General features: G+C 62.0%; 21 protein-coding genes. 4 read left to right on the top strand and 17 right to left on the bottom strand.

All coding sequences use genetic code 11. The features are described 5' to 3' along the window. Positions 1 to 20: 20 nt before the first annotated feature. Positions 21 to 1,439: an FAD-dependent oxidoreductase gene (locus J3P75_RS25665; protein ID WP_008077243.1), complete on the top strand. Its 1,419-nt coding sequence runs from the start codon at positions 21 to 23 to the stop codon at positions 1,437 to 1,439. Between the two features lie 252 nt (positions 1,440 to 1,691). After that, complete coding sequence (gene hemE, locus J3P75_RS25660) at positions 1,692 to 2,759, top strand: uroporphyrinogen decarboxylase (protein ID WP_434708651.1); 1,068 nt, start codon at positions 1,692 to 1,694, stop codon at positions 2,757 to 2,759. A 177-nt stretch (positions 2,760 to 2,936) separates the two neighbouring features. On the opposite strand, the gene J3P75_RS25655 is transcribed toward hemE, so the two are convergent. Continuing rightward, positions 2,937 to 4,151 carry an MFS transporter gene (locus tag J3P75_RS25655; protein ID WP_434711371.1) on the bottom strand — a complete coding sequence of 405 codons (1,215 nt, stop codon included), beginning with the start codon at positions 4,149 to 4,151 and terminating at the stop codon, positions 2,937 to 2,939. A 180-nt stretch (positions 4,152 to 4,331) separates the two neighbouring features. On the opposite strand from J3P75_RS25655, the gene J3P75_RS25650 reads away from it, so the two are divergent. Continuing rightward, complete coding sequence (locus J3P75_RS25650; protein WP_434708649.1) at positions 4,332 to 5,234, top strand: LysR substrate-binding domain-containing protein; 903 nt, start codon at positions 4,332 to 4,334, stop codon at positions 5,232 to 5,234. Between the two features lie 104 nt (positions 5,235 to 5,338). Here the strand turns inward: J3P75_RS25650 and J3P75_RS25645 are convergent, their stop codons facing one another. Then, positions 5,339 to 5,776, bottom strand: a complete 438-nt coding sequence (locus J3P75_RS25645; RefSeq protein ID WP_434708648.1) for an excinuclease — start codon at positions 5,774 to 5,776, stop codon at positions 5,339 to 5,341. Positions 5,777 to 5,988: 212 nt separating this feature from the next. On the opposite strand from J3P75_RS25645, the gene J3P75_RS25640 reads away from it, so the two are divergent. Then, a complete protein-coding gene (locus tag J3P75_RS25640) occupies positions 5,989 to 6,372 on the top strand; it encodes a type II toxin-antitoxin system PemK/MazF family toxin (protein WP_434708647.1) in 384 nt (127 codons plus the stop codon). A gap of 213 nt (positions 6,373 to 6,585) precedes the next feature. Here the strand turns inward: J3P75_RS25640 and J3P75_RS25635 are convergent, their stop codons facing one another. The 15 genes from J3P75_RS25635 to J3P75_RS25565 form a co-directional block, all read right to left on the bottom strand. Continuing rightward, positions 6,586 to 7,389, bottom strand: a complete 804-nt coding sequence (locus J3P75_RS25635) for a hypothetical protein (RefSeq protein ID WP_203420418.1) — start codon at positions 7,387 to 7,389, stop codon at positions 6,586 to 6,588. A 25-nt stretch (positions 7,390 to 7,414) separates the two neighbouring features. Continuing rightward, positions 7,415 to 8,641: a beta-ketoacyl-ACP synthase gene (locus tag J3P75_RS25630; RefSeq protein ID WP_434593165.1), complete on the bottom strand. Its 1,227-nt coding sequence runs from the start codon at positions 8,639 to 8,641 to the stop codon at positions 7,415 to 7,417. After that, on the bottom strand, positions 8,641 to 9,369 hold the full coding sequence (gene fabG / locus J3P75_RS25625; RefSeq protein WP_434708646.1) for a 3-oxoacyl-ACP reductase FabG: 729 nt from the start codon (positions 9,367 to 9,369) through the stop codon (positions 8,641 to 8,643). Before fabG ends, J3P75_RS25630 begins: the two co-directional genes overlap by 1 nt. Continuing rightward, on the bottom strand, positions 9,362 to 9,826 hold the full coding sequence (locus J3P75_RS25620; protein ID WP_090280456.1) for a hotdog family protein: 465 nt from the start codon (positions 9,824 to 9,826) through the stop codon (positions 9,362 to 9,364). Before J3P75_RS25620 ends, fabG begins: the two co-directional genes overlap by 8 nt. Continuing rightward, positions 9,823 to 11,019 carry a beta-ketoacyl-[acyl-carrier-protein] synthase family protein gene (locus J3P75_RS25615; protein ID WP_434708645.1) on the bottom strand — a complete coding sequence of 399 codons (1,197 nt, stop codon included), beginning with the start codon at positions 11,017 to 11,019 and terminating at the stop codon, positions 9,823 to 9,825. Before J3P75_RS25615 ends, J3P75_RS25620 begins: the two co-directional genes overlap by 4 nt. Next, a complete protein-coding gene (locus J3P75_RS25610; RefSeq protein WP_434711369.1) occupies positions 11,016 to 11,471 on the bottom strand; it encodes a hypothetical protein in 456 nt (151 codons plus the stop codon). Before J3P75_RS25610 ends, J3P75_RS25615 begins: the two co-directional genes overlap by 4 nt. A 159-nt stretch (positions 11,472 to 11,630) precedes the next feature. Continuing rightward, positions 11,631 to 12,356, bottom strand: coding sequence for a class I SAM-dependent methyltransferase (locus J3P75_RS25605; protein WP_434708644.1), 726 nt, complete (start codon positions 12,354 to 12,356; stop codon positions 11,631 to 11,633). After that, positions 12,353 to 13,600, bottom strand: a complete 1,248-nt coding sequence (locus J3P75_RS25600; protein ID WP_434708643.1) for an NAD(P)/FAD-dependent oxidoreductase — start codon at positions 13,598 to 13,600, stop codon at positions 12,353 to 12,355. The genes J3P75_RS25605 and J3P75_RS25600 overlap by 4 nt, the downstream gene beginning before the upstream one ends. Further along, complete coding sequence (locus J3P75_RS25595) at positions 13,587 to 14,750, bottom strand: sodium:proton antiporter (RefSeq protein WP_434708642.1); 1,164 nt, start codon at positions 14,748 to 14,750, stop codon at positions 13,587 to 13,589. Before J3P75_RS25595 ends, J3P75_RS25600 begins: the two co-directional genes overlap by 14 nt. Then, positions 14,747 to 17,086: an MMPL family transporter gene (locus J3P75_RS25590; RefSeq protein WP_434708641.1), complete on the bottom strand. Its 2,340-nt coding sequence runs from the start codon at positions 17,084 to 17,086 to the stop codon at positions 14,747 to 14,749. The genes J3P75_RS25595 and J3P75_RS25590 overlap by 4 nt, the downstream gene beginning before the upstream one ends. Beyond that, the gene (locus J3P75_RS25585; RefSeq protein ID WP_434708640.1) at positions 17,070 to 17,672 is read right to left on the bottom strand and encodes an outer membrane lipoprotein carrier protein LolA; all 603 of its coding nucleotides are present in this window, start codon (positions 17,670 to 17,672) and stop codon (positions 17,070 to 17,072) included. The genes J3P75_RS25590 and J3P75_RS25585 overlap by 17 nt, the downstream gene beginning before the upstream one ends. After that, positions 17,669 to 18,094, bottom strand: a complete 426-nt coding sequence (locus tag J3P75_RS25580) for an acyl-CoA thioesterase (protein ID WP_434708639.1) — start codon at positions 18,092 to 18,094, stop codon at positions 17,669 to 17,671. Before J3P75_RS25580 ends, J3P75_RS25585 begins: the two co-directional genes overlap by 4 nt. Next, the gene (locus tag J3P75_RS25575) at positions 18,087 to 19,631 is read right to left on the bottom strand and encodes an HAL/PAL/TAL family ammonia-lyase (protein WP_434708638.1); all 1,545 of its coding nucleotides are present in this window, start codon (positions 19,629 to 19,631) and stop codon (positions 18,087 to 18,089) included. The genes J3P75_RS25580 and J3P75_RS25575 overlap by 8 nt, the downstream gene beginning before the upstream one ends. Then, a complete protein-coding gene (locus J3P75_RS25570) occupies positions 19,612 to 20,559 on the bottom strand; it encodes a glycosyl transferase (protein ID WP_434708637.1) in 948 nt (315 codons plus the stop codon). The genes J3P75_RS25575 and J3P75_RS25570 overlap by 20 nt, the downstream gene beginning before the upstream one ends. Next, positions 20,556 to 21,290, bottom strand: a complete 735-nt coding sequence (locus tag J3P75_RS25565; protein WP_434708636.1) for a glycosyltransferase family 2 protein — start codon at positions 21,288 to 21,290, stop codon at positions 20,556 to 20,558. The genes J3P75_RS25570 and J3P75_RS25565 overlap by 4 nt, the downstream gene beginning before the upstream one ends. Positions 21,291 to 21,313: the final 23 nt, after the last annotated feature.

Raw genomic sequence — 21,313 nt, 5'->3', positions numbered from 1 at the left:
AGTTTGATGAGGTTTTAACAATGGCTGAACGTCTGAATAACGACTTCCAGTTCATCGATGTCGGGCGCAAGGATCCGAAGAAGAAACTGTTGCGTCAACGCAAGAAAGAGTTCGTCGAAATCTACGAACCGTTCAAACCCCAGCAGTCGGCCGATCAGGCCCACCGCTGCCTGGGTTGTGGCAACCCGTATTGCGAATGGAAGTGCCCGGTGCACAACTTCATTCCCAACTGGCTGAAACTGGTGGCTGAGGGCAACATCCTCCAGGCTGCCGAGCTGTCGCACCAGACCAACACCTTGCCGGAAGTCTGCGGCCGGGTGTGCCCGCAGGATCGTCTGTGCGAGGGTGCGTGTACCCTCAACGACGGTTTCGGCGCGGTGACCATCGGTTCGGTCGAGAAGTACATCACCGACACCGCGTTCGCCATGGGCTGGCGCCCGGACATGTCCAAGGTCAAACCGACCGGCAAACGTGTCGCGATCATCGGCGCGGGCCCGGCGGGTCTGGGCTGTGCCGACGTGCTGGTGCGGGGTGGCGTGACCCCGGTGGTGTTCGACAAGAACCCGGAAATCGGTGGTCTGCTGACCTTCGGCATCCCCGAGTTCAAGCTTGAAAAGACCGTGCTGAGCAATCGCCGCGAAGTCTTCACCGGCATGGGCATCGAGTTCCGTCTCAATACCGAAGTCGGCAAAGACGTGACCATGGAGCAACTGCTCGGCGAATACGATGCGGTGTTCATGGGCATGGGCACCTACACCTACATGAAGGGCGGTTTTGCCGGTGAGGATCTGCCGGGCGTGTATGACGCGCTGGACTTCCTGATTGCCAACGTCAACCGCAACCTGGGCTTTGAAAAGTCGCCGGAAGACTTCGTCGACATGAAAGGCAAGAAGGTCGTGGTACTCGGCGGCGGCGACACGGCAATGGACTGCAACCGCACCTCGATCCGCCAGGGCGCCAAGTCGGTGACCTGCGCTTATCGTCGTGACGAAGCGAACATGCCCGGCTCGCGCAAAGAGGTGAAGAACGCCAAGGAAGAAGGCGTGAAATTCCTCTACAACCGCCAGCCGATCGCCATCGTTGGTGAAGACAAGGTTGAAGGCGTGAAGGTGGTGGAGACCCGTCTCGGCGAACCGGATGCCCGTGGCCGTCGCAGCCCCGAGCCGATCCCGGGTTCCGAAGAGATCATCCCGGCCGACGCCGTGGTCATCGCTTTCGGCTTCCGCCCGAGCCCGGCGCCGTGGTTCGAACAGTTCGAAATCCAGACCGACAGCCAGGGCCGCGTCGTCGCGCCTGAGCAAGGTCAGTACAAGCACCAGACCAGCAATCCGAAAATCTTTGCCGGTGGCGACATGGTGCGCGGTTCCGACCTGGTGGTGACGGCGATCTTCGAAGGGCGCAATGCGGCCGAAGGGATCCTCGATTACCTGGGCGTCTAAACCTGCGCCTGAGCCAAACGCAATACCCCTGTGGGAGCGAGCCTGCTCGCGAAAGCGGTCTGTCAGCCAACTTCAATGTTGGATGTGTCGGCCTTTTCGCGAGCAGGCTCGCTCCCACAGTTGTTTTAGGGCGTTGCGGAAAATCGTGTTCCAACGTGACAAATTGACCCGATAGACAAAAGGCTGACCCACATCCGTGCCTTTTGCCTCGCGCTCTGAGAAAATGCCCGCACTTTTTTTCCGGATGCCGACATGACTGCCCTGAAGAACGACCGCTTCCTCCGCGCCCTGCTCAAGCAACCCGTTGACGTCACCCCTGTGTGGATGATGCGCCAGGCCGGTCGCTATCTGCCGGAGTACCGCGCCAGCCGTGCCCACGCCGGCGACTTCATGAGCCTGTGCATGAATCCGCAATTCGCCTGCGAAGTCACGATGCAACCGCTCGACCGCTATCCACAACTGGACGCGGCGATCCTGTTTTCCGACATCCTCACCATCCCCGACGCCATGGGCCAGGGCCTGTACTTCGAGACTGGCGAAGGTCCACGCTTCAAGAAAGTCGTCAGCACGATGGCCGACATCGAAGCCCTGCCGATCCCCGATCCGCACAAGGATCTTGGTTATGTGATGGACGCGGTCAGCACCATCCGCCGCGAGCTTAATGGCCGCGTACCGCTGATCGGCTTCTCCGGCAGCCCGTGGACTTTGGCGACCTACATGGTCGAAGGCGGCTCGTCGAAGGACTTCCGCAAGACCAAAGCGATGCTCTACGACAACCCGCAAGCCATGCACCTGCTGCTGGACAAACTGGCGCAGTCGGTGACCTCTTATCTCAACGGCCAGATCATGGCCGGTGCACAAGCGGTGCAGATTTTCGATACCTGGGGCGGCAATCTGTCAGCCGCGGCGTATCAGGAATTCTCGCTGGCCTACATGAAGAAAATCGTCAGCGGCCTGATCCGCGAGAACGATGGCCGCAAAGTGCCGGTGATCCTCTTCACCAAGAACGGCGGCCTGTGGCTGGAAAGCATCGCCGAGGCCGGCGCCGATGCTCTGGGCCTGGACTGGACCTGCGACATCGGCAACGCCCGCGCCCGCGTCGGCGAAAAGGTCGCGCTGCAAGGCAACATGGACCCGACCGTGCTCTACGCCAAACCGGAAGCAATCCGCACCGAAGTCGGACGCATTCTGGCCAGCTACGGCAAGGGCAGCGGACATGTGTTCAACCTCGGTCATGGCATCACGCCAGAGGTTGATCCGGAACATGCCGGCGCATTTTTGCGCGCGGTGCATGAGCTGTCGGCGCAGTATCACGACTGATCGCCGCCCAATAGAAAACGCCCGGCTTATGCCGGGCGTTTTTGTTTCCACGATCGCATGTCGAACGCCGACCAAATGTAGGAGTGAGCCTGCTCGCGATAGCGGTGGGTCAGCCAGCACTTTCAACAACTGACTCACCGCTATCGCGAGCAGGCTCACTCCTACAAGGGTTTTGTATCAGGCTTTGACACCCTGCAACGGCGGCAACTTCGCCAGCTTCAACGCCACTCCAAGTGCAATCAGCAGCAGCACCCCAATAAACAACCCGATCCCGTTCCACCCGCCCAAATGCCAGAACACCCCGCCCGCCGTGCCGGCAATGCTCGACCCGGCGTAATAGCTGAACAGGTACAACGACGATGCCTGGCCCTTGGCCTTGGTCGCGCGGCGGCCGATCCAGCTGCTGGCTACCGAGTGCGCGCCGAAGAAGCCGAAGGTGAAGATCAGCATGCCGACGATGATCAACAGCAGCGGTGCGAACATCGTCAGCGCGAGGCCGACGAACATCAGCGCGATGGTCGCCCAAAGCACTTTGCGTCGCCCCAGTTTGTCGGCCAGTGAACCGATCTTCGCCGAGCTGTAGATTCCTGACAGATACACCACCGAGAGCAAACCGACGTACACCTGATCAAGGTGGTACGGCGCCGCCAGCAGGCGATAGCCGATGTAGTTGAACAGCGTGACGAACGCGCCCATCAACACGAACGCTTCAAGAAACAGCAGCGGCAGGCCGGCATCGCGAAAGTGCATGGTGAAACCGTCGAGCAGGCTGCGCGGGTGCAGTGAGCGTGAGCGGAAGTTGCGCGACTCGGGAAGGATTTTCCAGAACACCGCCGCCGCAATCAGCGCCAGACCGCCGATCACCAGCATCGCCGTGTGCCAACTGACGAAGTCGATCAGTACCCCGGTAATCAAACGTCCGCTCATCCCGCCAATCGCGTTTCCGGCGATGTACAAACCCATCGCCAGACCGATGTGTTGTGGATGAATTTCTTCACTCAAGTAAGTCATCGCCACCGCCGCCAGGCCACTGAGCGACAGGCCGATCAGGGCGCGCATGATCAATACGCCGTGCCAGCTCGGCATCATCGCGCTGGCCATGGTGCACAGCGCAGCGGCGAACAAGGCGGCGACCATCACCGGTTTGCGCCCGACCCGATCGGAAATCGGCCCGGTGATCAACAGACCGAAGGCGAGCATGCCGGTGGCCACTGAAAGGATCAGGCTGCTCTGCGCCGCGTTGATCCCGTATTCGTGGGACAGCAGCGGCATCATCGGCTGCACGCAATAGAGCAAGGCGAAGGTTGCGAAACCGCCGCAGAACAGCGCCAATACCGTGCGCATGAACGCCGGTGTGCCTTTTTCGATAAAGATGTCCTGCAGCTCGGCGATGGCATCTTCCGCTGCAGCAGGCGGGACTTCATGGGCTAATGGCGCAACGGCAGTTTTCACTTCAGACCTCGGGGGGAGCACAGCCAGGCAGGCGATGAAAAAATCATATAGCTGGCTAATGTTTCTATCCAATATATTGTTCGACCTGTTTGATAGCTTTCACGACCTAATGAGAAATCCATGGAACTGCGCCATCTACGCTACTTCATCGCCGTCGCCGAAGAACTGCATTTCGGCCGCGCGGCACAGGCACTGGGCATTTCCCAGCCGCCGCTGAGCCAGCAGATTCAGGCGCTGGAGCAAGAGGTGGGCGCGCGCCTGTTTGAGCGGACCAATCGTCGGGTCGAACTCAGCGAAGCCGGGCGGCTGTTTCTACAGGAGGCGCGGCTGGCGCTGGCGCAGGTCGATAAGGCCGCCGATGTCGCGCGCCGGGCGCAGCTGGGTGAACTGGGCGAATTGAAGATCGGCTTCACCTCGTCGGCGCCGTTCAACTCGACGATTCCCCAGGCGATCTTTGCCTTTCGCCAGCGTTTCCCGGCGGTGCATCTGAACCTGCGCGAGATGAGCAGCACCATGGTCGCCGACGCATTGGTCGACGAGTCGATCGAGGTCGGCATCATGCGTCCGCTGGGGTTGCCGGATTCATTGAGCGTGGTCGAATTGATGCGCGAGCCGTTGGTCGCGGTGCTCAGTTCCACGCATCCATTGGCGCAAGGCTCGGAGGAGGGCTTGTTTCTCTCGGCGCTGGCGCTGGAGCCGTTTGTGTTCTTTCCGCGCAGCTACGGCAGCGGGCTGTATGCGCAATTGCTGAGCCTGGCGCGCGATGCCGGGTTCAGCCCGCACTTCGCCCAAGAGGCGGGGGAGGCGATGACCATTATCGGCCTGGTCGCTGCGGGGCTGGGGGTTTCGGTGCTGCCGGCGTCCTATCAGCGGATGCGCATCGACGGCGTGGTCTACCGACCGTTGCTCGATCCGCAAGCGGTGTCTGCGGTGTGGCTGGTGCAGCGCAAGGATCAGAAATCGCCGATGGCCAAGGCGTTTGTCGAATTGCTGACGCGCAAAGTCGAACCTTCAAAGGCGTGATTGCTGCGCAATCAAATCGCGAGCAGGCTCGCTCCCACAGGGGAACGCATTCCAAGGTGGGAGCGAGCCTGCTCGCGACGACGTCGGCCTAAACATCAAAGGTTTCAGGGCAACCGCACCAAATCCCCCTTCAGCGCCACCCGCGTGACAAAAATCCCCGCCCGACACTCATAGGTATTCAAATCCTTGCGCACATGCTGGTCGTAGTAACTGACGATATTGACCACCGCATTCGCCCCGACCCGCTTGGCATCGGCCTGCAATTTGATCAGATTCGACTGCAACACCCACTCGCAGGAATGGTGATCGCTCTTGTTGAAACCGTTGGTCTTCAGATCACTGACCACGCCGCGCCGCAACAACTGCTGAGTGCCCTGCGGCCCGTTGCCGATCAGGTAGAACTTCACACTGCCATCCAGCCGCCCGGCGCGAATCGCGTCCGACAGCACGGTTTCGAAGGGCATGTACATCAGGTTGGTCGCGTGGCTGGTGCCGGGCAGCAGCGCGAAAAGCGCAGCGGCGAGCAGGGCTTTCGCTTGCATGGTCATCTCCTTGACGGTGGAAGAGAACGGCGAGTGCTTGACGAGGCCCTCTGTCTCGGCAGGCTTGAGTCGAGGCCTGTATGAGCGAGTGTAGATGCTGTTTAGAAGCGATCAGGCCTATGAGGCGTTTTACCTACATTTGCGGTTACGAAGTGTTTTAGTGAGTATTTGTTTTCCTGCGCAAAATCGTTTCTTTTCAGAGAGTGCGATGGATGCCGCTTCGATACCAGCCCAAGGAGGGCAGCGTTCTGATTTGCGATTTCAGAGGTTATGAAGTGCCTGAGATGATCAAGTTCCGACCTGTAGTTGTGATACGCAAACACCGGACAAACAGTATGCTGGTGACGGTCGTGCCACTCAGTACAACTGCGCCGGATTGTTTACTTGATCACCATTTCGAACTCCCCAGCCATCTACAAGGCGCTCGTCCGAGATGTTGGGCAAAATGCGATATGGTCGCTACCGTTAGCCTCTCCCGGCTGGACCGGATCAAAAGCAAAGACCGGACAGGAAAACGTGTCTACCTCATTTCACAACTTGCAACAGAAGAGTTCTGCGCGGTTAAAGCTGCGGTCAGACGGGCGCTTGGGCTGTAGTGGCTTTGAGAGTGGCACTGCAAGGCCAAACGCCAGCCGTTGCCCGGGGGCGGCGATTCGAGCAATACTGAGGCCGTTCCCGCAAGGGGCTTGTGAGACTCTGAGGATCCTGGATACCAGCCATCGCAGAGCCAGACAGGTGACCGGCAATGACAAGCCAACCTGTTTGTGAAAGGGCGCCGAAAGGCGCCCTTCGTCGTTTCTACAATCCCATCAATCCACGTGCGCCAGATCCCCGCGCAACGCTACGCTCGACACCAACGTCCCGGCACGGCACTGGAATTTCTCGGTGTCTTTGTACAGGTCACGCTGGTCGACGCTGGCGATGTTGATCACCGCATTGGCGTCGGCGTTTTTCGCAGCGTTTTGCAGGGTCGCGAGGGCCGATTGCAGGGCCCAGAAGCAGGCGTCTTCGTCGGATTTGTTTGAGCCGTTGGTCTTGCGGCTGCTGCTCACCGGGTCGAGTTTGTGCACTTGCTTGGGCAGGGCTTCGCCGGCCAGGTAGAACTTCACGCTGCCGTCGAGCAGGCCGGCGTCGGTGGCGCGTTTGACGCCTTCGCGAAAGCTCAGGTAGGTCGGCTCGTCAGCACCCTGTTTGATGATGCCGAGGTTGTTGACGGCTTCGATGTCCGGGTTGATCGACAGTTCTTTCAGCACGTTGTCGCGCAGGCGGTTGACCCAGCGGTTGTAGTTGCCGTGGATCTTGCCGTCCTTGGCATTGAGGCCGTAGCTGCTGCGGTAGTCGATCTCGAACGAGGTCGGGCTGAACGGAATGTCGACTTCGGCGTGATGGCGACCGCGCACGGTGATTGCTGCTTTGATCATGCCCGGGCGCACCGATTGCACCACCCATTGCCGATCATTGAGCGCGGTGACGATCGCGCGGCTCATCTGTTGCTGGGTGAAGCCCAGGTTCGGCGAAAACTCTTCCTTGGCGTTGTACACCGGTTTGCTGGTGCAACCGCCGAGCACCAGGATCAGTGCCAGCAAAGCGGCGATGCGGTGAAACTGAGTCATTCCCTTCACTCCAAACGTCTTATGGTCAGTGCCAGCGGCGGAAAATCAACGAGGTGTTGACGCCACCAAAAGCGAAATTGTTGTTCATCACGTAGTCGTGATGCATCTGGCGGAATTCGCCGCGCAGGTAATCGAGCTTGCCGCAGTGCGGGTCGACCTCGTCGAGGTTGAACGTGTGCACGTACAGGTCGCGGTTGAGCATTTCGATGCTGAACCACGACTCCAGCGCACCACAGGCACCAAGGGTGTGGCCGAGAAAACTCTTTTGCGAGCTGATCGGCATGCGTTCGCCGAACAAACTGCTGGTTGCCAGTGTTTCGGCAATGTCGCCCTGTTCTGTAGCGGTGCCGTGACCATTTACATAGCCGATCGCATCCGGTGTCAGCCCGGCGTCTTCCAGCGCCAGCTCCATCGCACGGCGCATGGTCACTTGCTCGGGGCGGGTGGTGTGCTGGCCGTCGGCGTTGCTGCCGAAACCGACGATCTCGGCGTGAATGCGTGCGCCACGGGCGAGGGCATGTTCCAGTTCTTCGAGGACCAGCATGCCGCCGCCTTCACCGATGACCAGTCCGTCGCGGCCCTTATCGTATGGGCGCGGGCTGGTCTGCGGTGCATCGTTTTTCAGGCTGGTGGCGTAGAGCGCATCGAAGACCATGGCTTCAGTCGGGCACAGCTCTTCGGCGCCGCCGGCGAGCATCAGCGGCAGGCGACCGAACTTGATCGCTTCATACGCATAGCCGATGCCCTGGCTGCCGCTGGTGCAGGCGCTGGAGGTCGGGATCAAGCGGCCGGTGAGACCGAAGAAGATGCTGATGTTGGCCGCCGTGGTGTGCGGCATCATCCGCACGTAGGAGTTGGCGTTGAGCCCCTCGGCCACCGAGTTGAGCAACATGTTGCCGAACGCCTTGATCTCATCGGTGCTGCCGGTGGACGAGCCACACGCCACGCCCATGCGGCCGTCCTTGATCGATTCGTTGCCAAGCAGCCCGGCATCGGCCAAGGCTCTTTCCGAGGCACCGACCGCCAGTCGCGAAACCCGGCCCATGCTGCGCAATTGCTTGCGCGTCCAGTGCGCGGGCACTACGAAGTCGTCGATAGGGCCGGCCAGGCGCGTGTTGAGTTCGCTGAAGCGGTCCCACTCGTGCATGCGACGGATGCCGCTGCGGTTGGCGGCGAAATTGCCAGCAATGGTGTCCCAGTCGCTGCCCAGCGAGGTGATGCCGGCCATGCCGGTGACGACGACGCGCTTCATCAGCACAAGCCTCCGTTGACCGCCAGTACCTGACGGGTGATGTACGAGGCTTCCGCCGACATCAGGAAGTTCACTGCAGCGGCTACCTCTTCCGGGGTGCCCATGCGTTGCGCGGGGATCATTTTCATCAGTTCTTCCACCGGCACGTTTTCATCCAGCATCGCCGTGTCGATCAGGCCCGGGGCGACACAGTTAACGGTGATTTTGCGCTTGCCCAGCTCGATCGCCAATGCCTTTGCCGCGCCGATCACGCCCGCCTTGGAGGCGCTGTAATTGACCTGGCCACGGTTGCCGATCAGCCCGGAAACCGACGTGATGCAGACAATCCGCCCAGCGGCGCGGCGGCGAATCATCGGCATCATCACCGGGTGCAGCACGTTGTAGAAGCCATCGAGGTTGGTGCGCAGCACCACGTCCCAATCGTCATCGCTCAGCGCAGGAAACGCGCCGTCGCGGGTGAGGCCGGCATTGAGCACCACGCCGTAATAGGCGCCATGGGATTCGACGTCGGCTTCGAGAATGGCTTTGCAGGTTTCGCGCTCCGCCACGTCGAATTGCAGGATGCGTGCGTTGCGCCCCAGCGCCTGGATTTCAGTTTGAACCGCTTGCGCTTGCGCCAGGCCGCTACGGCAATGCAGGACGATATCGTGCCCGGCCTGTGCCAGACGCAGGGCAATGGCGCGGCCAATGCCACGGCTGGAGCCGGTGACCAGTACGGATTCAGTCATCGTTCGACTCCTTGGTTTGTTGCAGATATTGAGTGGCCTGCGGCGGACGAAACACATTCAGCCGCGCACTGGCATGGATGCCGTCTCCGTGAATATGGCACTCGAACACGCCCATGCCGTTGTCGTCTTCCAGCGAGCGCAGGCCGTGGACGGTCAGTTGGCTGCCGGCAGGAAAAGCCTCAACGTTGCACTCGAACTTGCGCGTGCCGAGCAGGAAACCCAGCTCGACCGGATTGCCTTTTTGCCGCGCGTGACAGCCGGCGAACGCGGCGACGCTTTGCGCCATCAGCTCGATACCGACCCATGCCGGCAGGCTGCCGTCGGCGAGGCTGAACAGGCCGTCCGGCTGGACCGTGAGGCGGGTGAAAATCTGCTCGTCGTCGAAACGCTCGATCGCGTCGATCAGAATCATGTCACCGGCGTGGGGCAACAATTCCGCGAGCGGCCAGGGGGTCATGGGGCGTCTCCGATAATCAGGCTGACGTTGTTGCCGCCGAAGGCAAACGAATTGCTCATCAGGTAGCGCGGTGCAATGGACGACAGGCGCGTGCTCGCGGTCACCCAGTTCAGCGCAGGCAGGGCAGGATCGGCCGCGCTGTCCCATACGTGCGGAGGCAAGGCGTGATCGTGGTTGTCGGCACTCAGGCTCAGCCAGCAGAACGCCGCTTCCAGCGCGCCGGCAGCGCCGAGGGTGTGGCCAGTCAGCGGCTTGGTCGAGGAACAGGCGACGCCTTCGGCAAACAGCGCTGCGACCGCCAGACTTTCCATGGCGTCGTTGTGCTGGGTCGCCGTGCCGTGCAGGTTGAGGTAGTTGATTTGCGCTGCTTGCAGCTGCCCGCGGCTCAAGGCTTTCTGCATCGCTTGCAGAGCGCCGCGACCGCTCGGCTCCGGCGCGGAAATATGGTGCGCATCGGAACTGGCGCCGGCACCGAGCAGCGCGATAGCCGGGCCTGCGCCTGGCTGTTTGCTCATCACGAACAGCACTGCGGCTTCACCGATGTTGATGCCGTTGCGGTTGGCCGAGAACGGATTGCAACGCTCGTCCGACATCGCTTCCAGTGAAGAAAAACCGTTCAGGGTCAGTTTGCACAGGCTGTCGACACCGCCGCACAGGACGGCGTCGCACAGGCCCAGATCGAGCAGGCGCTGAGCGCTCATCAACGCCCGGGCGCTGGAAGTGCACGCAGTGGAAATCACATACGCCGGGCCGCTGAGTTGCAGCCACTCGGCAAGAAAATTCGCCGGGGCGCCGAGTTCCTGTTGCCGATAATCGTATTCGGCCGGGAAATGCTGCTCACGGATGTAGTGCGCCAGACCCCGGCTGGCCTCGTCGATGCCCGAGGTGCTGGTGCCGAGCACCACGCCGATGCGCTCGCGGCCGTAAGTCTGGATCGCTTGCTCGATGTCGTCGCGGATCTGCAGCGCGGCTTCGAGCAGCAATTGATTGTTGCGCGTGCTGTGCTCGGCCAGTTCCGCCGGGATCGGCGCCAGCTCACCGGGCACGGCGGCCACCGGCAGCGCGCGCTGCGGCACCCAGGCCGATTCCCGGCGCAGGCCCGAGCAATCGCCGGCAAACAGCTTGCTCGCGACTTCATGTTTGTCACGGCCCAGCGCGCAGATCACACCGAGGGCATTCAGATAAGCGGTCATGGCGTGGAATCACCGAGCGGAGAAACGCGGTAGTGCGGGCCTTGCGGCAGATTCAATTCGAAGCTCAACGGTTGTGCATAGTCAATGGTCCAGCGCGCGGGCAGGGAGCGCTGCTCGTGCTGTTGCTGCGCGGCGGGATAGTTGCGCAGCAGTTCGCCGGACGGGGTCAGGGCGAACAGCAGCGCGGCAAACAATTCCCGCGCCTCGGGGTTCGGCGGCAGCAGACCATCGGCCTGCCACTGGCCGTCGATCAATTGCTGACGGGCTTGCGGGATGCCCAGCGGATCCATCATCGACCAGCGGATGCCCGGGCCTTCGCGCTGGATTACCAACAGCCAGTCCTGACGCTGCCCGGCCTGCTGGCGCTCGATGTGCAGTTGCAGCGGCAGGGGCAAGGTCGGGTTGGCTGCGGGCAGCGGCGCCTGACTGGCGCAGGCACTTAACAACAGCATCGCGCCGATCACCAACAGTCGCAGCACAGAGACCCCTGTGGGAGCTGGCTTGCCAGCGATAGCGACGGCACATCGAATATTTTGGTTGGCTGACACACCTCTATCGCTGGCAAGCCAGCTCCCACAGGTTTTCGGGTGTGCAGGTCGATGGCTGTACATTCAGGAAATTCCTGCCAATGGCTTGCGCGCGACAACATTGACCAAGGTTTCCTCACGCTGCCCAAACGGCTTCGGTTTGCGAAGCCCCAAGCGCTCCAGCAAACCGAAATCCTTCGACCGGCTCCACCACAGGTACGGGTAAGACACATTGCGCTGGTCAAACTCGAAACCCTGCTCGCCAATCATCTGCAGATACTGCGCCGCGCTCTTCTGCACATGCATCGGATGGCGGAACAGCCAGCGGATTACCCAGGTATCGATGTAAGCCTCGGTGGACTCGGCGAACAGCAGATAGCCGCCCGGTTTCAGTACGCGATAGAACTCGGCGAGGGCTTTTTCCTGCTCGACCAGGTGATGGAACGTCTGATGGCAGAACAGCAGGTCGACACTGGCGTCCGGCACATTGAGCTTGGCACAGTCGCTGCCGATCAACTCGACGTCCAGTTCCAGACGTGCTGCTTCAGCAGCACTCAGTTCGAGGCTGTGCCGATCGGCGTCGATACCGATCAGGCGCTGCGGGGCGAAGGTCTGGCGCAGATGAGCGAACGACTTGCCCTGGCCGCACCCGGCGTCGAGCAGCACCGGTTTTTGCGGCAGCGCCTCGCTGAACAAGCCCCGCAGATCATTGATCGCCACGCGCAGTACATGGTGCTGCCAGGTGTGGCTGCGCAGGAACCAGAAACCGAAGCGGGTTTCTTCGACGTAGCTGTCGCTCAAGTGGTTCATGTGGCGTCCTTTGCACAGAGTTCGGAAATCATTTTCAGGCGTCGGCGCGCTTCGCTGACGAACGGGTTGCGTTCGTCCCAGGCGTAACCGGCGAGAATCGAGCAGATCATCCGGCGAATGTCCGCCTGACCATTTTCATAAAAGATCACGTCCTGAAAGGTGCCGGCGTACCAGCCCTCGACGTAGCAGCGGAAGGTGTCGACGCCGCGCTTGAGCGGCTCGGCAAACTCGCTTTGCCAATCGACCGCTTCACCCTGCAACTGACGGTGCAGCACCGCGGCGGCCATGCTCGCCGAGCGCATGGCGATGGTCACGCCGGAGGAAAACACCGGGTCGAGAAATTCCGCGGCATTGCCGAGCAAGGCAAAACCCGGCCCGTGCAGGGTTTTCACATTCGCCGCGTAACCGCCGAGGGTTCGTGCCGGGGTATCCCACACGGCATTGTTCAGTACGCCGGCCAGACTCGGCGTTTCCCTGATGAAGCCGCGCAGGCAGTCGTCCAGATCAGCGTCGCGACCGTCGAAGTGTGCAGCGGCAGCCACCACGCCCACCGAGCAACGGCCATTGCTGAACGGAATCGTCCAGAACCACACGTCGCGGTGTTCAGGGTGGGTGGTGACGAGAATTTTCTCGCGGTCGAAGGCCGGGTTGTCGATGTGATCTTCGACATGCGTGAACACTGCCTGGCGCACGGGGAAATTCGACGGTGCCTCCAGATCCAGCAAGCGCGACAACACCCGCCCGTAGCCGCTGGCATCCAGCACGAAATCGGCTTCAACGCGGTACTCGTTGCCGTCCTCGCGACGTACATCAAGCTGTGGTCGGGTCCGCTCGAAATCGACCCTGACGATGGCATCGCCGTAACGTATCTCGGCGCCTTGCAACGCCGCTTGATCGGCCAGCAGTTTGTCGAAGTCGGCGCGTTGCACCTGAAACGTGGTCGGCTTGCCATCGGTGAAGGTGTCGCTGAAATCGAAGGCGCTGTAGCGCTCGCCCCAGGCGAAGGCAGCGCCGGTCTTGCGCTGGAAACCGGCGGCATTCACCGCGTCGAGCATGCCGGCCTCTTCGACGAAATCCAGGCAATGGCTGAGCAGGCTTTCACCAATGGAAAAGCGTGGGAAATGCTGGCGCTCGATCACCAGCACATCGTGGCCCTTGCGCTTGAGCAGGGCGGCGGCGATGGCACCGGACGGGCCGGCACCGATGATCACTACCTGACGCGATTGCAGTTCAGCGATTGGCACGGGAACTCCGGGGCAAATGAGATTTGATAGTCAGTGGTGCGCGGTGCAGACCGATCAGCGCCGGCAACAACGTTGCAATCAGGCCCATCAGCATCAAGGCAAAGTACAGCGCCGGGCTGATCAGTTGTTGCTGCAACAGCAGATTGAGAAAAACGATTTCGCTCAGGCCGCGAATGTTCAGCAGCACGCTTTCGCGCCAGCGGCTGGCGCCTGCGAACGAAGCCCCGGCCCAGCCGAGGCCGAGCCAGTTGCCAAGCAGTTTACTGGCAATCGGCAACAGCAGCAGCGCCGCCCATTGCAGTGCGTCGAGGCTGGCGAACGCGCTGTGCACATCGATCTGGACGATGCCGAAAGTCAGGATCAGCGGAATCGCCAGCCACGTCTGCAAACGGTTCATCCACAGCGCGGGCAAGGGCAGCACCAACGGCATTTTCAGGGCTGCCATGCACAGCAGGTAACCGATGCCGAGAATCAGCGCGTTGAGTTTGTAATGCTCGGCCATCACCAGCAGCGCAAAGAAGCCGAGGCTGAACGTCAGCGGTCGACGCACACCGCACAGGCGCAGCAGCAACGGCACGCCAGTCAGGGCCAGCGGCAGCAACAGACTGCTCAGGTGCAGACTGCCCTGAGCGAGGCCGAATAGCGTCCAGCAGGTCAGATCGATAAGGATGGCGGTCTGCACCAAGCGGCGCGTCGCGGCGGGCGGGTAATCGATATGGCGCAGATACAGATACAGCACCGGAATCGCGGTAATCGCGAACACCAGCCCGATCGCCAGCGAACTCAGCCACGCTTGCGCCGGCAACAGCCAACACGCCGCCGCCAGACCCGCAGCGAAAGGCACAGCGAAACTCGGTACGGCGATCTTCAGGCTTTGCCGATCCAGTTTCAGATCGATGACATCGCTGAGAATGTGCCCCAGCAGCAAGGCAAAACTCAGGCTGTACAGGCTCTTCAACCAGTCTGGTGCAATCAGTTGCGCGCCGCTGAGCTGCCAACTCGGCTCGACCCAAAAGTACATCAACAGCGGCAGACCGAAACTGGCCAACAGTAACTGGCTGACAATCGGGATCAGACCGAAGTGGCGGCCAACGCGAGTCGCCACGGCGAACAAGGCCAGGGCCAACAGCCAGAAAACCGCGATCATCATGTTCGCGGCTCCGTAACAGCGGCGCTGTGCGCGGGACGTCCGGCCCACGGCGCGAGCATGAAGCTGAATGCCAGACCGAGGCTCACCGACAGACCGAAGTTGCTCACCGCCGGCGTGCTGGACACCGCTAGCAGACCGAACGACAGCCAGGTCGTCACCGCTGCCAGCAAGGTGCCGAGCAAACTTACCGCCGCACCGCCGACCTGTTCACGCATGAGAATCGCGTAGTCGACACTGATCGCGGTCACCAGCAGCAGGCCGAACAGACTGAACAACGTCAGCGGCTGACCGAGCCAGCCGAGGCTGGCCAGGCTGCACAGCGCCGCGAGCAGTGGCAGGGCGACGATGCGCAACGCGCCACCGAGGCCGAACGGCAACATCAGCACCAGCACGATCAGCACGCAGGAGGCGAGCTTGAGTTCGGCGGCGCTGACCTGCGTGGCGGCGAAGACTTCATTCAATTCGCCGAGACGATCGACCAGTCGCACGCCCGGCAAATCCAGCGCCTGCACTCGCAGCAGCGCCGGGTTGTTCAGGCCTTGCAGGCTGGTGATCGCCGCGACGCCATCGTCGGTCGGGCCGAGCCACAGCGTGCGGTACGGTTCGCCCAGCGGACCGGCCAGTGCGGCGTCGATGTCTTCGGCAGGCACAGTCTGCAACTGCTGTAGCTCGGCTTGCAGCGCCGCGAGCGGTACGCCGAGATCGAGCAGTGGCTGCCAGTGCTGTGGCAGTTGATTCAGCGCGGCGCGCACCCGCTCTTGCTGTGTTGGCGGGCTGACCAATTGATCGAGCGCCAGATAGCCTTGCAGCTTGTCGAGATTGACCAGTTGCTGCAGGCGCTCGCTGAGCGCCGCCTGACGCTCGAGCAGTTGTTCCTGGTTGGCGGCGCGAACGAGGAAAAACTGGCTGGTCGGCTGATAACCGGTGATGTGCGCAATGGTTTGCGCTTCATCGGTGAGCTGTTGCGGCGCGCCGACCCACTGGCGGATGTCGTTCTTGCTTTGCAATTGCATCAGGCCACCGGCGCAGAAGGCAATCAGCAGCGCCAGCAGCACCGGCGTACGAACGCGTTCAAGCAGTCTTTCGCGCAGCGTGACCAAGCGTTCGGCCAGTTGCAGCGGCCATTGTGCCGGACGCAGTTCGAGGTTGTTCAGCAGCGCCGGCAGCAGGCAAACGGCGGATAAATAAGCGCCGAACAATCCGGCCGCAGAGAACACCGCAATCTGCGTCAGCGCCGGGAACGGTGTCCACGCCAGCGCCAGATAGCCGATGGCGCTGGTGACCAGACTCAGCGTCAGCCCGGAAAGCGTCAAACGTAGCGCCGGCCAACTGCACCACGGCTTCAGGCTCCAGCTTTTCGACAGGTAATGCAGCGGGTAATCCACCGCCACCCCGATCAGGCTGGAGCCGAGCACCAAGGTCATCACGTGCATATGGCCGAACAGCGCGACACACGCGACCGCGCCAAACAGCATGCCGACCAGCACCGGCACGAACGCCAGCAACACCCGCCAGCGGCGGAACGCGAGTAACAGCAGCAACAGAATGCCGACCGTGGCACCGCCACCCACCCAGGTCATTTCCCGGGTCGCCTGCTGCTGGCCGTTGGCGGCATACAGCAAGCCGCTGGCGGCCAGCAGTTGCACGTCGGATTTCGCCGCTTGCGCGCGACTTTGCGCGAGCAGATCCGCGACTTGCAGCGGCAGGTTCATGTCGAAGGCGTTGCCGCGGGTACGCGCCCGCAGCAGCACCCAGCTCTTGCCGTCGGCGTCGGCGATCAACGCGCCGCTGCCGATGTCCAGTTGCACCGCGCCGTGTTGCGGCTGGCTATTCTGGATGCGCCCGGTCAGGCCCAGCCAGTCCTCTTGACTCGAGACCAGACTGAAACCGCTGAACGGGTCGAACAGCGCCTGAACCCGTTGCTGAATGAACGCGTCGGGATGTTCGATCAGCAATTGCCGGTCATCGGCCGAGAGCATCGCCAGCCGCCCTTGCAGCAGTTGCGCGCGCAGGGCCGGCAGATCGGCTTGCAGGTTCCACTGCACGGCCTCGAACAAGCCGCTGGCCTGCCATTGCTCGCCCAGCATCTGCGCCATGGCCACCGCCTGCTGGCGATCGGCGTGGCCGACCAGCACCAGCATCTCGCGGTTGAGCGGTTCCTGCATGCGCTGTTCGGCGCGCTGTTCGAGGGCGTCAGGCTGGGTGCCGGGCACCAGTTCCATGAGGTTCGCCGACAGTGGCGGACCGGTGCGCCACTGCCAGCCGGCCAGCGCAACGACCGCCAGCAGCAGGATCAGAAACAGCCACGGCAGCCAGCGTTCACTCGGCAAAGTCATGTTGCTCCGCGTCGCTCAACGGCTGCTCGGCCGTGCTGTTCTGCATGCGCAGTACGGTGCTGTCGCCTTGGGTTTCCAGCAGTTCGATGGTCTGCACCAGCGCACCGCCATCAATGTTGATCTGTTTGAACACTTGCTGGAGCAGCAGCGAACGCGGAGTCAGGGTCAGTTGCCACTGTTGCGCATCGCCTTTCAGGGCCAGCTCGAAATCCCGTTGCAGGCCGCTGCTGTCGCCTTGCAGTACGGCAAGGAACAAACGGTTCTGCTCGGAACCGGCGCTCTTGTTCGGCAACAGTTGCCAGCCCGCGCCGTCACGCCGGGCGATGCCCTTGGCGCTGATGCGGTAGTCCTGTTGCAACGGCGTTTTCAACAGCCACAGCAAACCGTGATTTTTCGCCAGGACGAAGCTGCCCTTGCTGATCAGCGGCTGTGGCAGGGCGCGCAGGTGTTTTTCCTGAACGAACTGGCCGTGGATGACCTCCGGCTTCGCCAGTTGTGCGCTCAGTTGTTGCAGGTCGAAGGCCTGGGCCAGTGACGAGATGAGCAGCAGCGTCAACGCGCCGAGGCTTTTGACGAGAACGTTCATCGCAGCATCCTTTCTACGGCGTCGGTAAAGACTTTCGGCGACACCAGTTGCATCTCACGGCGGCTGACTTCGACGGCGACCTGCACCGAGCTGGCGCGGGTCAGGCGCTCACCGGTTTGCAGGTCGGTGATCAGGTAGTTGATCTTCAGACGGTTTTCCCACTCGACCAGGCTGGCGCGCACATTCAACCTCTGGCCGAACACCGCGCCGCGCACGTAGCGCAGTTGCAGGTCGATCACCGGCCAGGCGTAACCGGACTCGACCATCGCCGTGTAGTTATGGCCGATCTTGTCCAGCAGCGCACACCGCGCCACTTCCAGGTATTTGACGTAATGCCCGTGCCAGACCACATGCATGGTGTCGACGTCAAAGAACGGCACGAGGATTTCCGTGTCGGCGTGCAGCACTCCTACGCTACGCATGCAGCCTCCAGTGTTGCGCGGCGATGCGTTGCAGGCACAGGCGCAGCTCGCCTTCCAGCGCGCGGTCTTCGATGACCGGCGGGAAGTCTTTGCTCAGCGCTTCATGCATGGCGGCCAGTGCTGGTGGCAGCGGCCGCGCATCGTCAGCTTGAGCGCGCAGCCATACGCCCTGATTGGCGGCGAGCAAGGTGGCGGCGGCGACCTGTTCGGTCAGCTCCAGCACGCGGATCGCATCGCGGGCGGCGATGGTGCCCATGCTCACCTTGTCCTGATTGTGGCACTCGGTGGAGCGCGAGAACACGCTGGCCGGCATGGTGTTTTTCAGCGCCTCGGCAGTCCACGCGCTGGTGCCTATCTGCACGGCCTTGAAGCCGTGATTGATCATCGCCCGATCCGCTGGAGCGCCGGAAAGGTTGCTCGGCAAGCCATGGTTGTAACGCTCGTCGACCAGCAACGCCAACTGTCGATCAAGCAGATCGGCGACGTTCGCCACCAGATTTTTCAGGCTGTCCATGGCGAAGGCGATGTGCCCGCCGTAGAAGTGCCCGCCATGCAGCACGCGCTCGGCTTCGGCGTCGATGATCGGGTTGTCGTTGGCGCTGTTCAGTTCGGTTTCGATGAACGAGCGCAGCCAGTTCAGGCTGTCGGCCAGCACGCCGAGCACGTGCGGGGCGCAGCGCAGCGAGTAACGGTCCTGCAGGCGATGCAGCGGCGCGGTCGGTGCGTCGATCGCCAGATCCTTGCGCAACCACGCCGCCACCTGCATTTGCCCTGGATGCGGTTTGGCCGCGAACAGCCGCTCATCGAAATGCTCGGGATTGCCTTGCAGCGCCACCACGTTGAGCGCGGTGATGCGCGTGGCCAGTTGCAGCAGGTAGTCGGCACGGGCGAAGGCGAGACAGGCAAGGCCGGTCATCACCGCAGTGCCGTTCATCAGCGCCAGCGCTTCTTTGGGCCGCAGCACCAGCGGCGTCCAGCCGAGTTCACGGTGCACATCGGCGGCCTCGCGGCGTTCGCCACGCAGCAGCACTTCACGCTCGCCGGAGAGCGTTGCGGCGACATACGACAACGGCGTCAGATCACCGCTGGCGCCGACCGAACCTTCTTCAGGAATCAGCGGCAGGATGTCATGTTCGAGGAATGCGTGCAGACGCTCCAGCAACTCGACCCGCACTCCCGAAACGCCGTGACACAGCGATTGCAAACGCGCCGCCAGCACTGCGCGGGTGGCTTGCGCGTCGAGCAGTTTACCCAGGCCGCAACCGTGAAACGTGTAGAGGTGACGCGGCAACGCTTCGACGTGATGCAGCGGTACCGCCACCACGCAGGAGTCGCCATAACCGGTGGTCACGCCGTAAATGACGCCTTCCTTGTCCAGCAGCGAATCGAGAAACCGCGCGCCTTTGGCGATGCGTTCGCGGTAATCGGCATCGTTCTGCAACTGCACGGGCGCCTGACGGTTGGCCAGGGCCAGCACGTCTTCGATGCGCAAGGGGCGTTCGCCGAAGGTTACCGGCTCAGGAATTGGCGTGGTCATCGGTTTTCCAGAAAGGGTAGAAGTTGAACCATTGCTGTGGCGCTTCGAGGCAATAGTGACTCAGGCGCTGCGCATAACGGCTGGCCCACTGATGAATGACCTGCTCGCGCTCGCGGCGCGTCCACACCACAGCGTCGGCGAACGGTTCGAGGGTCAGGCGATAGTGGCCGTCGGGTTGTTTCAGGCACATCAAAAGATTGACCGGGCACTTCAACAGGCCGGCCAGCAACCACGGCCCTTGCGGAAATGGCGCCGGGTGGCCGAGAAAGTCGACGGTGACGCTGCGCCCGCCATGCAGCGGCACGCGGTCGCCGGCAATCGCCAGCCACTCGCCGCGCTCCAGCCGTTCGTGCAGTTGCAGCATGATCAACGGGTCGAGTTCGCTGACCTGGATCAGTCGCAGATTGGTCGCCCCGGCCTCGCCGAGCAAACGGTTGAATTGCTCGGCGTGCTTGGTGTGCACCAGCACGTTCATGGTGACTTTTTCGCCGATTTCCGCCAGTGCGCGGCAGACCTCGAGGTTGCCCAGGTGCGCGCCGACCAGCAGCTGACCACGACTGCCGCGCAACTGCTTGCGCAACAACGCCGGGTCGATGATTTCGATCTGCTCGATGCGCAGCTTGCCGTTCCACACGTCGAGCTTGTCGAGCAGCGAATCGGCAAACGTCATGAACTGGCTGAAGACGCGCCAGTGGCTCGGGCGCAGATCTTCGCGCTGGCTCCATTCGGCCAAGCGCTGCTGGTACTGCCAGGCGCTGCGCCGGGCGATGCGGCCGAACAGGAAAAAATACAGCACGATGCCATACAGCAAAGGGCTGAGCAGGCGGCGGCCAAGGACCTTGGCGGCCACCGCGGTGAATTTCATCAGCAGGAAACTGCCGCGCTCTTCGCGGTCGGCCCAGTGCTTGTTGTCGACTTCTTCGCTCATGGTTTGCACCGACGCCAGAGGATCACCGGTAAACGCAGCAACATGCCGAAGAACAGCCGCGTGTGCATGCTGGAAATCAGCGCGTTGTCATGGAACAGGCGAAAGTGCGAGACCCCGTCCAGCGGGTAATGCACGCTGGTTTGCAGCCAGCGCATCGGCTGATTGCGCCATGCCAGACGCACAAGGATGTCGGAATCGAAATCCATGCGCTTGCCGACTTTCGCCGAGTCGATCACCGCCAGCGTCGGCGCCAGCGGATACACGCGAAAGCCGCACATCGAATCGCGGATCTGCAGCGACAGCGTGTTGATCCACACCATCACATGCGTCAGGTAGCGCGCATACAAACGGCCCTTGGGCACGCTTTCATCGAACAGCGGATAACCGCAGATCATCGCCTCGGGATGCGCACGGGATTCGGCGACGAACCGGGCGACATCCTGCAAATCGTGCTGACCGTCGGCGTCGACCTGCAGGGCATGGCTGAAACCCAGCCGCGAGGCTTCGCGCAACCCGGTCATCACCGCGCCGCCCTTGCCTTGATTGGCGGTCAGACGCACCAGAAACGCGTCGTCACGCTGGGCCAGGCCATCGAGCACACGCGCGCAGGAAGGCGCGCTGGCATCGTCGACCAGAATGCACGGCAGGCCTTGGGCGAGGAGGGCGTCGACTACGGTGCCGACGGCGGTTTCATGGTTGTACACCGGAATCACGGCGCAGGGCTTATGCATGTCGGTTCTCCACAGGGAGACCG

It is taken from the genome of Pseudomonas sp. R1-1 (assembly GCF_051132135.1).
Classification (GTDB): Bacteria; Pseudomonadota; Gammaproteobacteria; order Pseudomonadales; family Pseudomonadaceae; genus Aquipseudomonas.
This window is presented reverse-complemented; position numbering and strand designations above follow the sequence as displayed.